This is a genomic window from Robiginitalea biformata HTCC2501 (assembly GCF_000024125.1).
In the GTDB taxonomy this organism is placed as follows: domain Bacteria; phylum Bacteroidota; class Bacteroidia; order Flavobacteriales; family Flavobacteriaceae; genus Robiginitalea; species Robiginitalea biformata.
In genome coordinates this window covers 669,359-682,762 of the sequence record NC_013222.1, presented here as the reverse complement: position 1 = coordinate 682,762, position 13,404 = coordinate 669,359, and the positions used below count along the sequence as shown (strand labels likewise).

The window sequence follows — 13,404 nt, the reverse complement described above, 5'->3', positions numbered from 1 at the left end:
TTTCATGGCAAGGACTCGCAAAAAGGCCGGGGGCGGCAAAAAGAAAAAACAGGCATCGTTCTGGCCCTTCATCAAGTGGTTCTGGATCTTGTTCGGGGCCGGCATCCTGGCAGTATTCCTAACCTTCCTGCTGGCTTCCTGGGGGGTTTTCGGGGAGATGCCCACCTTTGAACGCCTGGAAAACCCCCAGACCAACCTCGCTACGGAGATCATTTCCTCCGACGGGGAAACCCTCGGCAAATTTTTCCTGGACGACAACCGCACGGACGTCCCCTTTGACCAGCTGCCGGACAACCTGGTCAACGCTTTGGTGGCTACTGAAGACGCGCGGTACTTTGACCATTCCGGCATCGATGCCCGCGGGACCATCCGGGCCTTTGTCTTTCTCGGCACCCGGGGCGGGGCGAGTACGATTTCCCAGCAGCTGGCCCGCCAGCTTTTCGTCGGGGTGCGTTCCAACAACCTGGCCGAGGCCATTATCCAGAAAATCAAGGAGTGGGTGATCGCCACGCGCCTGGAGCGCAACTACACCAAGGAGGAGATCATCGCCATGTACCTGAATATCTACGACTTCAACTACAATGCGGACGGTATCCGGAGTGCAGCGCGCATCTACTTCGGCAAGGAACCCCGGGATTTGAAAACCGAGGAATCGGCCGTACTGGTGGGCATGCTCAAGAACTCCTCCCTCTACAATCCGATCCGCCGGGAAGAACTCGTGCTCAACCGCCGGAACACGGTTATCGCCCAGATGGCCAAATACGATTATATCACGGACGCCGACCGGGATTCGCTCATGGCCCTGAAGATGGATATCAACTTCAACCCGGAAAACCACCGGGAAGGACCCGCCACCTACTTCCGCATGTACCTGCAGGGCTGGCTCCGGGACTGGATAGAGGAGAATCCGAAACCGGCCCGGGAAGGCGAGCGCGACAAATGGAACATCTACCTGGACGGCCTCAAGGTTTACACCACCATCGATTCCCGCATGCAGGAGCACGCCGAAAGTGCCGTGAAGGAACATATGCAGAACCTCCAGGCAGAATTCTTCCACCAGAATACCCCGGACCGGAACCCCACCACCCCTTTCCTGGACCTGGAATCCCAGCAAATCAATTCCATCATGGAACGGGCCATGAAGAATTCCGAACGCTGGCGGGCCATGAACCGGGCCGGCAAGACCGAAGAGGAAATCCGCCAGTCCTTCAACGAAAAGACCGAAATGACCGTCTTTGACTGGAATTCCCCCCCGGTCTATGAGAAGGATACGGTGATGACCCCCATGGATTCCATCCGGTATTACAAAACATTCCTGCGGGCAGCCATGATGTCCATGGAACCCCAGACCGGCCACGTAAAGGCCTGGGTGGGCGGGCTGAACTATCGCCACTTCCAGTACGACAATGTCATTCAAGGTTCCCGCCAGGCGGGGTCCACCTTTAAACCTTTCGTCTATGCGGCGGCCATCGACCAGTTGCGCCGCTCCCCCTGCGACACCAAGCCGGATACGCAGTATTGCATCGAAGCAGGGAAGCACGGGAATATGGAAGCCTGGTGCCCGGACAATTCCGACGACAAGTTTTCCGGACGCAGCCTTACCCTCAAGGAGGCGTTGGCCAATTCGGTGAATTCGGTAACTGCCCAGCTCATTGACGAGGTAGGCCCGAAAGCCGTTGTGACCATGGTTAAAGACCTGGGCCTGAACCGGGACATCCTGGAGGTGCCGGCAATTGCGCTTGGGACCCCGGAGTTCAACGTCTATGAAATGGTGGGGGCCTACGGCACTTTCGCCAACCAGGGGGTGTACGTAAAACCCGTGATGGTTACCCGGATCGAAGACCGGAACGGGACGGTGCTATACGAGTACACCCCGGAGACCAAAGACGTTCTCAGCAAGGACGTCGCCTACGCCATGGTGGACCTGTTAAAAGGGGTCACCCAGTCCGGTTCGGGGGTGCGGCTGCGGGGCAACTACCAAACGAACACAACGGTCTACAAGGAAATTATCACCGGCTACCCGTACGAATTCACGAATCCGATTGCCGGGAAGACCGGCACTACCCAGAACAACAGCGATGGCTGGTTTATGGGGATGGTGCCGAACCTGGTAACGGGGGTCTGGGTCGGCGGAGAGGATCGATCGGTGCATTTCCGGAGTATCACCTACGGACAGGGGGCGTCCATGGCCCTGCCCATTTGGGCGCTCTACATGCGGCAGAACTACGAAGACCCGGAATTGAACGTGTCCAAAGAAGACTTCGAAGAACCGGAGGACCTCTCCATCCGCATCGATTGCAGCCAGACCGAAGAGGAGCTCGAGGAGCCGGATGAGTTGGAAGACGACCTGGACGACATCGATTTTTAGAACACAAACGCCATGATTGACAAACAAGTTGCCAACGCCAAGGCCGCCCTGGAAGGAGTGGCAGACGGAATGACTTTCATGCTGGGGGGGTTCGGCCTCTGCGGCATCCCTGAAAATGCCATCAGCGAACTGGTACGCCTCGGGGTGAAGGACCTGACCTGCATCAGCAACAATGCCGGCGTGGACGATTTTGGCCTGGGCCTCTTGTTGCAGGGCCGGCAAATCCGGAAAATGATTTCCTCCTATGTGGGCGAGAACGACGAATTTGAACGGCAAATGCTCAGCGGGGAACTCGAGGTGGAACTCACCCCCCAGGGGACCCTGGCCGAGAAATGCCGGGCCGCCCAGGCAGGCATCCCGGCCTTTTTTACCCCAGCGGGATATGGCACCGAGGTGGCGGAAGGCAAGGAGACCCGGGAATTCAACGATAAGATGTACGTGATGGAGGAAGCCTTCAAGGCGGACTTCTCCTTTGTGAAAGCCTGGAAGGGCGACACGGCGGGCAACCTGATTTTCAAAGGCACCGCCCGGAATTTCAACCCGGTCATGTGCGGGGCAGCCGCCATTACGGTGGCCGAGGTGGAGGAACTGCTGCCCGCCGGCAGCCTGGACCCGAACCAGATCCACATCCCCGGGATTTTCGTCCAGCGAATCTTTGAAGGAACCGGGTACGAGAAGCGGATTGAGCAGCGGACGGTGCGCGAAAGGGGTTAGGGATTTGAAAATTTGGCGATTTGAAGATTTGAAAATGAGGATGGGATCCAAATCTGACATGCAGAAGTGATGCATCCATAGGGCCTATATTTGTCTGTTTCTGAAGTCGATATATGGCATGCGTGATGATAGACATAATTACATCGTAGACCTGAGTTTCCAAGTAGCCCTGAAAATTGTTGATTTTACAGAGCAACTACGACAGTTTCGAAAATTCGAAATGGCCTCTCAACTCTTCAAGAGTGGCACATCCATCGGAGCGAACGTCAGGGAAGCGCAGAATGCAGAAAGTAAAACGGATTTTATTCATAAATTCAAGGTAGCAGCTAAGGAGGCAGAAGAAACCGAATACTGGCTAAGTTTATGCAATGCATCCGCATCATATCCAAGCCCGTCTTCCGATCTATTGCAAAAAATCAAATCGACCATTTTAGTAATCTCAAAGATTATCGGAACTAGTAAACGAAATATTTACAATTAAAAAGTAATTAACCTGGAATCTTCAAATCTCCAAATTTTCAAATCTTCAAATCAACGTCATGTTGGATAAAAACGGAATCGCCCAGCGCATCGCCAAGGAAGTCAAAGACGGATACTATGTAAACCTGGGTATCGGGATCCCGACTTTGGTGGCCAATTTTGTCCGGGACGACATCCAGGTGGAATTCCAGAGCGAGAACGGCATCCTGGGGATGGGGCCGTTTCCCTACGAGGGGGAGGAAGATGCCGACCTGATCAACGCGGGGAAACAGACCATCACCGCCCTGCCCGGCGCGTCCTTTTTCGATTCGGCCCTGAGTTTTTCGATGATCCGGGGCCAGCACGTGGACCTGACCATCCTCGGGGCCATGGAAGTGGCCGACAACGGGGATATTGCCAACTGGAAAATCCCCGGCAAAATGGTCAAGGGGATGGGGGGCGCCATGGACCTGGTGGCTTCCGCCGAGAATATCATCGTCGCCATGATGCACACCAACAAGGCCGGACAATCGAAACTCCTCAAGCAGTGCACATTGCCGCTTACCGGGGTGGGCTGCGTCCGGAAGATTGTCACAAACCTGGCCGTTCTGGAGGTTACCGACCAGGGCTTCCTGCTGCAGGAGCGGGCCCCCGGCGTTTCCGTAGACGAAATCCGCAAAGCTACTTTGGGCCGCCTGGTGGTGCCGGAGCACGTACCGGAAATGCAACTCTAGCCCCGGGGTCGTCGCCCGCCGGGCATGCTGTTCGTCGATCGGGCAACCCGGAAGTATTTTTTTACAACAACATCCCGGGCCTTCACAACAATTCCTGTGCGCGATGCGGGAAATCTGGTATATTCGAACATGCATCTGAGCCTTTTTCCCCAAACAAAGTCTCGCTAACCGAAATAGCCTATGGAGTCCCAAATCAACCAAATGCCCCCGCAGGAGGAAATTCAGGTTTATCGCAACGACTTTATCAGCGGCCTGATCCTGCTCACCAAAAAGTTGTTCATGCTTTAGGCCCGAGCCGAAAAGCCAAATTAAACAACCAGCCATGAAGGCCCCTTCCGAGGGGCCTTTTTTATAGCCTGAAACCAGGACTTTTTTTAAGACATGAAACCGGGGTTGTCCCGTCCGGGACCCGGTTGGCGAAATCCGTATCTTTAGAGCGTGGAACCGCTCGAATTCATCCGGTGTACCCCCGCCGACCTGGACGTGCTCCGGGACGTCTCCATTTCCACTTTCTCCCGCGCCTTCGAAACCCAGAACAACCCGGAGGATTTTGCCGCCTACCTCCGGAAAGCCTTTGGACGCAACCAACTCGAAACCGAATTCCGCCACCCGGACATGCACTTCTATTTTGTCCGGAGCGAAGGGGACCTGGTGGGTTACTTCAAACTGAATACCGGGAATGCGCAAACCGAGCTCAGGGAACCCAAAGGCATGGAGCTTGAGCGCATCTATGTGCTGGCCGGCTTCCAGGGCAGGGGGATGGGAGCCCGTATGCTCGACTGGATCTGCGGCCATGCGCGGAGCGCCGGGAAAACCTACCTATGGCTCGGCGTCTGGGAACACAACCCGCGGGCCATTGCATTCTACGAGCGGCAGGGTTTTGTTACATTTGGGAAACACCCATACGATATCGGCAACGACCGGCAATGGGACTGGCTCATGCGGCTGGACCTGCCGGCTTCAAAAGGGATGGCCCCGGACCGCGGACCGGCTTCCGACAACACAACTTAAAACTGATGGTTATGCGCTTTGCACTTTGTTTTCTTCTCCTCATCCTCGCAGCTCCTGTGGCAACAGCCCAGGCGGGATTCTATTACCCGCCCCGAGGGGCCGATTGGGAAACCCGTTCCCCGGAATCCCTCGGGCTGGACGAGGCGGCCATCGCAGAGGCAGTGGACTTTGCCCGGGCCAACGAATACAGCGGATCCCGCGACCTGCGCCGGGCGATCCTGGAGTGATTTGAACGGGAGCCCTACCACGAATTGCTGGGGCCGGTGAAAAAGCGGGGCGGCCCGGCCGGCCTGATCCTGAAAAACGGGTACGTGTTGGCTTCCTGGGGGGATACCCGACGGGTGGACATGACCTTCAGCGTCACCAAGAGCTTCCTGTCTACTGTGGCGGGCCTGGCCGCCGACCGGGGCCTGATCCGCTCGGTGGACGACCCGGTTTCGGAATATATCTGGGACGGGACCTTTGCCGGCGAACACAACTCGGGCATTACCTGGTCGCACCTGTTGCAACAAAATTCGGACTGGACCGGCAGCCTCTGGGGGTTGCACGACTGGGCGGACCGCCCGCCCCGGGAAGGCGGCATCGACGATTGGAAGCACCGGGAGCTCCGCACCCCGGGCACCGTCATGGAATACAACGACGTGCGCGTGAACGTGCTGGCCTATGTGCTCACGCACCTCTGGCGGCAGCCGTTGCCACGGGTGCTCAAGGAGGAATTGATGGACCCCGTCGGGGCCTCCGCCACCTGGCGCTGGTTTGGCTACGACCACGCCTGGACCGTGGTAGACGGGCTGAAGATGCAATCGGTTACCGGCGGAGGACATTCCGGCGGTGGGATTTTCATCAGTGCGGAAGATATGGCCCGGTTTGGACTGCTTTTTCTGTCGGACGGCAGCTGGGAGGGGGAGCAATTGCTCAGCCCGGGGTGGATTGAACAGGCCGTTTCGCCCTCGGCCCCCAACCCGAATTACGGGTTTATGTGGTGGCTGAACCGGCCGGGCAGCCGGCAATGGGAAGGGGTCCCCGAGTCCGTCTATTACGCGGCCGGGTTCGGGGGGAACTTTATCGTGGTTTGCCCGGAACAAGACCTGGTGATGGTCCTTCGCTGGCTGGAACCCTCCCGGATCGGGGAGTTTGTGGGGAAGGTCTTTGAGGGGATTTAGGGCAGCCCGCCCTACGGGACGCAGTTCCTGTGCGCGGCATCCTTGGGGGATGCGGTTTACGGCAATGCAATTTACGGCAATGTGATTTCTGGAGATGCGACATCCCGAACCCTTCAGACCTGGCTCAGGATCTCCCCCGCGCGTTTGAGCGTCTCATCTTTTTTAGCAAAACAGAAACGCAGCTGGCGGTTGTCCTGCCGGTTTCGGTTAAATACGGAAATCGGGATGCCGGCCAGGCCCTTGTCGCGGGCCAGTGTTTCGGCGAATTCCGTATCCGGGGCCTCGCTGATGTCCTGGTAACCCAGCAGCTGGAAATAGGTGCCTGCCGCAGGGGTAAACGTAAAACGGGAGCTGGCCACGGCCTCCAGGAAGAGATCGCGCTTGCGCTGCATAAAATCGTTGAGTTCCAGGTAGTGGTCCGGGTTTTCCAGGTAGGTTTTCAGGGCCCGCTGGGCCGGGTGGCTCACGCAGAAAATCGCGAATTCGTGGATTTTCCGGAATTCCTGCATCAGCAGTTCCGGGGCCAGGCAGTACCCGGTTTTCCACCCGGTGATATGAAAGGTTTTCCCAAAAGAGGCGCAGACAAATGCCCGTTCCCGGAGGCCCGGGAACCGGGCGACGCTTTGGTGTTCCTGCCCGTCAAAGACCAGGTGTTCGTATACCTCGTCGCTCAGCACCAGGATATTCGTCCCCCGAAGCCGGGTTTCGAGCATTTCCATATCCTCCCGGGAAAGCACGGTCCCGCTCGGGTTGTGGGGGGTGTTGATGATCACCATCCTGGTGGAGGCGGTCAGGGCGGCATCGAAGGCCACCCAGTCGATCCGGAAATCCGGTCCCTGCAATTGCAGGAGCACGGGTACCCCGCCGTGGGCCTTTACCGAAGGCTCGTAATGGTCGTACGCCGGCTTAAAGACGATCACCTCGTCCCCGGGCCGGATAGTGGCTGCAATGGCCGTATAGAGCGCCTGGGTGGCCCCGGCCGTTACCGTGACTTCAGTTTCCGGGTGGTAGCTGGCCCCGTAAAGGGTTTCCGTCTTTTCGGCAATGGCTTCCCGGAGCGAGTAGATGCCCGACATGGGCGCATACTGGTTGTAGCCTTCCTCCAGGGCCTCGCTGTGCAGGCGGATGAGTTCCGGGTCGGCGCCGAAATCCGGGAACCCCTGGGCGAGGTTCAGGGCCCCGGCGTCCAGGGAAATGCGGTTCATCACCCCGAAAATGGAGGGTTCCAGACCAGGGAGTTTCGATTCAAAAGGTAGTTTCATAGAATTAAATGTATAAAAAAACCCCCGGCATCGGGCCGGGGGTTGGGGGAATTCATCAGTTATCAGGCGTGCTGTTCCTCGTGCTTGCCTTCGCGGATCTCTTCGATCACTTTACTGTTGAAGGCGGGCAGGTCTCCCGGGTTGCGGCTGGTCACAAAACCTTCGTCCACAACTACCGCCTGGTCTTTCCAGGTTGCGCCTGCATTGATCAGGTCGTCTTTGATCGATTTATAGGAGGTCAGCGTGCGTCCTTCTACGACGCCGGCGCTGATCAGGATTTGCGGGGCGTGGCAAATGGCTGCCACGGGCTTCTTCAGCTTGAAGAAATCGCGGACAAACAGCAATGCGTCTTCATTGACGCGCAGCTGGTCCGGGTTGTATACGCCTCCGGGCAGTACCAGGGCATTGTAGTCCTTGGCATCCACCTGGCTCAGCGTTTTATCCACCGTATAACTGTTAGACCAGTTTCCGTCGGACCATCCTTTGATGGATCCGGATTCCGGGCTGACTATATCGACCTGGAAACCTTCGGCTTCCATCGCTTCTTTCGGGGATTTTAATTCGCTTTCCTCAAATCCATTCGTAGCTAATATGGCTATCTTCTTCATGTTGCGTATGTTTTATTGGTTTATCTTTCAGTTCACTCTTTAATATAGCCGATAGCCCCCGGAATCTCCGTTAAAGCCCTTATAAATCCCGGGCCCGACCTGTTAAGTTCCTTTAACATCTTCCCTGGGGAGAACACCTTCCCTGGGGATAACATCCGCGCTGGAGATAACATCCGCCCATGGGATATCACCTGCCTTTGGGAAATAAAAAACCCCCGCCGGGGGGCAGGGGTTTGAGATTGATTCCTGAAAATCCGTGTTATCCTTCCGTGGTCGCTGAGAGGTACTCCCGGTTCATTCGGGCGATGTTCTCCAGGGAAATCCCCTTGGGGCATTCCACTTCGCATGCCCCTGTATTCGTACAGTTGCCGAAGCCTTCCAGGTCCATCTGGCGGACCATGTTCTGGACGCGCTCAGAAGCCTCCACCCGGCCCTGGGGCAGCAGGGCAAACTGCGATACCTTGGCCGAGGTAAACAGCATGGCGCTCGCGTTTTTACAGGCGGCCACGCAGGCCCCACAGCCAATACAAGTGGCCGCGTTAAAGGATTTGTCGGCATCGTCTTTTTCAATCGGGATGGCGTTGGCGTCTACGGTATTCCCGGAAGTATTCACCGAGATATAGCCCCCGGCCTGCTGGATGCGGTCAAAGGCTGTCCGGTCTATCATCAGGTCCTTGATAACCGGGAAGGCCGTAGCGCGGAAGGGCTCGATGACGATCGTATCCCCGTCGTTGAATTTCCGCATGTGCAGCTGGCAGGTAGTGATCAGCCGATCGGGCCCGTGGGGCTCCCCGTTGATCTGCAGGGAGCAGGAACCGCAGATGCCCTCGCGGCAATCGTGGTCAAACACCACGGGCTCCTCCCCCTTGTCGATGAGTTGCTGGTTCAATACGTCCAGCATTTCCAGGAAAGACATGTCGCCCTCGATGCCGCTGATGGGGTAATCCACCATCTTGCCCTTGGAGTCGGCGTCTTTCTGCCGCCAAATTTTCAGTAGTAAATTCATAGCGATTTTATCAAATTTTCAAATCGGCAAATTGCCAAATTACTTATAGCTCCGTGTTTTCAACTCAATATTCTCAAACACCAGGTCCTCCTTGTGGAGTACGGCATCCTTGGGTTCCCCCTTGTATTCCCAGGCGGAAACGAACTTGAAATTCTCGTCGTCCCGCAGGGCTTCCCCTTCCGGGGTCTGGTACTCTTCGCGGAAATGCCCGCCGCACGATTCGTTCCGGTGCAGGGCATCCTTGGCAAAGAGTTCGCCGAGTTCCAGGAAATCGGCTACGCGCCCGGCTTTTTCCAGCTCGGGGTTTGTCTCGTCCATGCTGCCGGGTACCCGGACGTTTTCGTAGAACTCCTTGCGCAGGGCGGCAATCTCCTCGATGGCCTCCTCAAGACCCTGGGCATTCCGGGACATCCCGCATTTGTTCCACATGATCTTGCCGAGCTTCTTGTGGTAGTAATCCACAGATTTTGTGCCGTTGGCATTCAGCAGGCGTTCCAGGCGGGAGCGCACGTCGGCCTCGGCCTTGTCGAAGGCCTCGCTGTCCGTCGGGATGGGCCCGGTACGGATGTCGTCGGAGAGGTAGTCGCCAATAGTATAGGGCAACACAAAATACCCGTCGGCCAGCCCCTGCATCAGGGCGGAGGCGCCCAGGCGGTTGGCCCCGTGGTCGCTGAAATTTGCCTCCCCGGCGCAGTAGCAGCCCGGGATAGTGGTTTGCAGGTTGTAGTCCACCCAGAGCCCGCCCATGGTGTAGTGGACGGCCGGGTAGATCATCATCGGCGTATCGTAGGGGTTGTCGTCGACGATCTTTTCGTACATCTGGAAGAGGTTCCCGTATTTGGCGGCGATGATTTCCTTGCCCAGCTTGGTGATGGTCTCCTTGTCCGGGTCTTTGATCCCGGAGGTATAGGCTTTTTCCTTGCCGTAGCGCTCAATGGCCGCAGCAAAGTCCAGGTAGACGGCCTCGCCCGTCTTGTTGACCCCGTAGCCCGCATCGCAGCGTTCCTTGGCGGCGCGGGAGGCCACGTCCCGGGGCACCAGGTTACCGAAGGCCGGGTAGCGGCGCTCCAGGTAGTAATCCCGGTCCTCTTCCGCAAGCTGGGTGGGCTTGAGTTTCCCGGCGCGGATCGCCTCGGCGTCCTCTTTGCGTTTGGGTACCCAGATCCGTCCGTCATTCCTCAGGGATTCGGACATGAGCGTGAGCTTGGACTGGTGGTCGCCGGAAACCGGGATGCATGTAGGGTGGATCTGCGTAAAGCAGGGGTTGGCAAAATAAGCCCCCCGCCGGTGGGCGCGCCAGGCAGCCGTTACGTTGCTCCCCATCGCATTCGTGGAGAGATAGAAGACATTGCCGTACCCGCCGGATGCCAGCACCACGGCGTGGGCGCTGTGCCGCTCAATCTCCCCGGTTACCAGGTCGCGGGCGATGATGCCCCGGGCCTTGCCGTCCACCAGGACCAGGTCCAGCATTTCGTGCCGGTTGTAGGGCCGGATCTTGCCCCGGTTGATCTGCCGGTTCATGGCCGCATAGCAGCCCAGCAGCAGTTGCTGGCCGGTCTGCCCCTTGGCGTAAAACGTCCGGGATACGAGTACCCCCCCAAAGGAGCGGTTATCCAGGAGCCCGCCGTATTCCCGGGCAAATGGGACCCCCTGGGCCACACACTGGTCGATGATGTTCACGGACTCTTCGGCCAGCCGGTAGACGTTGGCTTCCCGGGAGCGGTAGTCGCCCCCTTTGATGGTATCGTAAAACAGGCGGTAGGGGCTGTCCCCGTCGCCCTGGTAGTTCTTGGCTGCATTGATCCCGCCCTGGGCCGCGATGCTGTGCGCCCGGCGGGGGGAATCCTGGTAACAGAAGGTCTTCACGTTGTACCCGAGTTCCGCCAGGGTGGCAGCTGCCGCCCCGCCGGCCAGGCCGGTCCCGACGACGATAATATCGATATTCCGCTTGTTGGCCGGGTTGACCAGATTGATCTCGTTCTTGTGCTTTGTCCACTTATCGGCCAGCGGGCCGGAGGGGACTTTGGAATCCAGGGTTGCCATATTATGAGTGCGTTATCGGATTAAAATGATGGTAGAGGGCGATGAAGATAAAGATCAGCGGCACCACGATGGCGTAGAGCCGGGTAAAATTGCGGATCGCCGGGGTGTACTTGTTGTTGACCCCCATACTCTGGAAGGACGACGCAAAGCCGTGCCAGAGGTGGAGCGCCAAAAGCACAAAGCTCACCACGTAGATGACCGTGCGCCAGATGGGCTCGAACTTCTCGACGGTTTCCGCGTGGTAGCGGGTCGGGTCTTCCGGACGGGCCTCCACGTATTTGTAGGCCATCTCGTGTACCCAGAAATCGTAGAAGTGCAGCCCCAGGAAGGCGAGCACCACCAGGCCGGTGATGATCATGTTGCGGGAAACCCAGGGCGCATTCGCGCTGCCCTTGAATTTCACGTATTTAACATTCCGCGCGCGGTTGTTCTGGATCTCCAGGACAATCCCCATCACAAAGTGCACGATGACCCCTGCAATCAGGATGGGTTGCAGGATGAACTGCACCACGGCGTTGTACCCCATAAAGTGCGACCATTTATTGAAGGTCTCCGGGCTCACCACCGAGCTGAGGTTGATGGTGGCGTGCTGTGCCAGGAACAGGACCAAAAAAAGGCCCGAGAGCGCCATGACGACCTTCCGGGCTATAGAAGAACTAGCGAATCCGCTCATTTCAGTTGGGTTTAGTAAAGCCCTACAAAAATAGCTTACAGGCGGCGTTTTAACAAACTTTGCCGCCGCCGGCCAACCATTTTAGAATCGTTTTAAAGAAGGGTAGGAGCCAGTGCTCCACAGGGGGTCCGGAATTTACTTCCGCGCGGCCCGCCGCATGCGTTTGGGCCCGTACCAGAGCCAGAACCCGGTGATGGTAAACACCAGCAGGGCCACCCCGGCCAGGGAGGTGTAGAACAGCTTGAACGCCCCGTTGTCGAGGCCCAGCCAGAGGTCTACCAGGGAGCCGTCGTGCAGTTTTTCGATAAAGTCGCTCCGCCGGGTTTCCACATACAGTACCTCCCCGGTGGCCCCGTCCAGTTGCAGGCCCCGGAATCCCGGGGTAAAAGTGAATTTCACCACCCCCTTGTCCGGACGCACGTCCATGCGGTCCACCTCAAAGGCTCCCTGCGTTTGGAGGGAGTCCCGGTAATAAGCCACCGCGTTGTCCCGGAGCTCCGACAGGGATTTCCAGCGGGCGAGGTCGGTAGTGCTGCCCGTGCGGGTTTTGGCCAGGATGGCGTCCCCGGAGTGTTTTTTCCACCCCAGCAACAGGCCGCTGACGGCGATAAAAAAGAAAACGGCAAAGAGGCAGGCCCCCGTATAGCGGTGGATTTTCCGGAAGATCCGCAGTGTGTTGGCCTGTTTCTTGCGGCGGGTGGTTTCCGGTTTTGGCAAGGCGGTGCTGCTTCCCTGGGAGGAGGCAGGTTCAGCCGGTTTACGCGCACTGGGTCGGGAATGGGAAAAAGACATGGCAGGTTGCAATCAGAAAGCCCCAAATATCGGCCAATTCCGGGGAATCCCGGGTCAAAGACTTGTTAAAACCGCCGGCTCCGTCGGGTGGCAATCTCCGGATGCAGGCTGCCCGGGAGGCAGCTGCGAAATCCCGCAGGGCCGAGGCTTCACCCTCCCATGGCCCACAGCGCCCTGGCTTCACGTGCCCATATCCCGCAGCTGGATCTCCAGGGCCCGGGTGGAAAGCCGCACTTCCCAGAGCGAAAGGATCAGGGAAACCATCAGGAAAATCAGGCTCAACCCGAAAATACCATTGGCCCAGAGCCGGAGCTCCACATAGATCAGGAACATGCTGATGGCGGCCAGCAAAAAACTCGCGATGGACGTGGACTGCATGTCCTTGATGATGCGCAACCGGCGTTTCAGGGACCCGATCTGTTTTTCCAGCGGGGCTGCCTGGGTTTCCCGGAACTGCCCGTGCAATTGGCGGATCAGGGCGGCAATGGCCAGGTAGCGGGCATTGTAGGCCAGCATGCTCAGGGAGATGGCCGGGAAGAGCAGGGCAGGGATGCTCAGGGAGAGTTCCATA

14 protein-coding genes are annotated in these 13,404 nt (G+C 57.8%); 7 read left to right on the top strand and 7 right to left on the bottom strand.

All coding sequences use genetic code 11. The annotated features are described in order from the left end of the window. Positions 1-4: 4 nt before the first annotated feature. The 7 genes from RB2501_RS03060 to RB2501_RS03035 all read left to right on the top strand — a co-directional run bounded on the left by RB2501_RS03060 (position 5) and on the right by RB2501_RS03035 (position 6,449). Positions 5-2,368: a penicillin-binding protein 1A gene (locus tag RB2501_RS03060; RefSeq protein ID WP_015753271.1), complete on the top strand. Its 2,364-nt coding sequence runs from the start codon at positions 5-7 to the stop codon at positions 2,366-2,368. A 12-nt stretch (positions 2,369-2,380) separates the two neighbouring features. Next, positions 2,381-3,082 carry a CoA transferase subunit A gene (locus RB2501_RS03055; RefSeq protein ID WP_015753270.1) on the top strand — a complete coding sequence of 234 codons (702 nt, stop codon included), beginning with the start codon at positions 2,381-2,383 and terminating at the stop codon, positions 3,080-3,082. Positions 3,083-3,200: 118 nt separating this feature from the next. Beyond that, entirely contained in the window at positions 3,201-3,563 is a 363-nt protein-coding gene (locus tag RB2501_RS03050) for a four helix bundle protein (RefSeq protein WP_015753269.1), read from the top strand. 58 nt (positions 3,564-3,621) lie between these two features. Beyond that, positions 3,622-4,275, top strand: coding sequence for a CoA transferase subunit B (locus RB2501_RS03045; RefSeq protein ID WP_015753268.1), 654 nt, complete (start codon positions 3,622-3,624; stop codon positions 4,273-4,275). A gap of 438 nt (positions 4,276-4,713) precedes the next feature. Continuing rightward, a complete protein-coding gene (locus RB2501_RS03040; protein ID WP_015753266.1) occupies positions 4,714-5,286 on the top strand; it encodes a GNAT family N-acetyltransferase in 573 nt (190 codons plus the stop codon). An 11-nt stretch (positions 5,287-5,297) separates the two neighbouring features. Further along, complete coding sequence (locus RB2501_RS16475) at positions 5,298-5,513, top strand: hypothetical protein (RefSeq protein ID WP_316906139.1); 216 nt, start codon at positions 5,298-5,300, stop codon at positions 5,511-5,513. Positions 5,514-5,549: 36 nt separating this feature from the next. Next, positions 5,550-6,449 (top strand): serine hydrolase domain-containing protein, encoded by a 900-nt coding sequence (locus tag RB2501_RS03035; protein ID WP_316906137.1) that lies wholly within the window; start codon positions 5,550-5,552, stop codon positions 6,447-6,449. A 113-nt stretch (positions 6,450-6,562) separates the two neighbouring features. Here the strand turns inward: RB2501_RS03035 and RB2501_RS03030 are convergent, their stop codons facing one another. The 7 genes from RB2501_RS03030 to RB2501_RS03000 all read right to left on the bottom strand — a co-directional run bounded on the left by RB2501_RS03030 (position 6,563) and on the right by RB2501_RS03000 (position 13,403). After that, entirely contained in the window at positions 6,563-7,711 is a 1,149-nt protein-coding gene (locus tag RB2501_RS03030) for a methionine aminotransferase (protein ID WP_015753263.1), read from the bottom strand. A gap of 62 nt (positions 7,712-7,773) precedes the next feature. Beyond that, the gene (locus RB2501_RS03025) at positions 7,774-8,319 is read right to left on the bottom strand and encodes a type 1 glutamine amidotransferase domain-containing protein (protein ID WP_015753262.1); all 546 of its coding nucleotides are present in this window, start codon (positions 8,317-8,319) and stop codon (positions 7,774-7,776) included. Between the two features lie 259 nt (positions 8,320-8,578). Further along, positions 8,579-9,325, bottom strand: coding sequence for a succinate dehydrogenase/fumarate reductase iron-sulfur subunit (locus tag RB2501_RS03020; protein ID WP_015753260.1), 747 nt, complete (start codon positions 9,323-9,325; stop codon positions 8,579-8,581). A gap of 39 nt (positions 9,326-9,364) precedes the next feature. After that, positions 9,365-11,368 (bottom strand): fumarate reductase/succinate dehydrogenase flavoprotein subunit, encoded by a 2,004-nt coding sequence (locus RB2501_RS03015; RefSeq protein WP_015753259.1) that lies wholly within the window; start codon positions 11,366-11,368, stop codon positions 9,365-9,367. A 1-nt stretch (position 11,369) separates the two neighbouring features. Then, a complete protein-coding gene (locus RB2501_RS03010) occupies positions 11,370-12,041 on the bottom strand; it encodes a succinate dehydrogenase cytochrome b subunit (RefSeq protein WP_015753258.1) in 672 nt (223 codons plus the stop codon). A 135-nt stretch (positions 12,042-12,176) separates the two neighbouring features. After that, positions 12,177-12,833, bottom strand: coding sequence for a PepSY-associated TM helix domain-containing protein (locus tag RB2501_RS03005; protein ID WP_015753257.1), 657 nt, complete (start codon positions 12,831-12,833; stop codon positions 12,177-12,179). Positions 12,834-13,013: 180 nt separating this feature from the next. Beyond that, on the bottom strand, positions 13,014-13,403 hold the full coding sequence (locus RB2501_RS03000; RefSeq protein WP_015753256.1) for a DUF2721 domain-containing protein: 390 nt from the start codon (positions 13,401-13,403) through the stop codon (positions 13,014-13,016). Position 13,404: the final 1 nt, after the last annotated feature.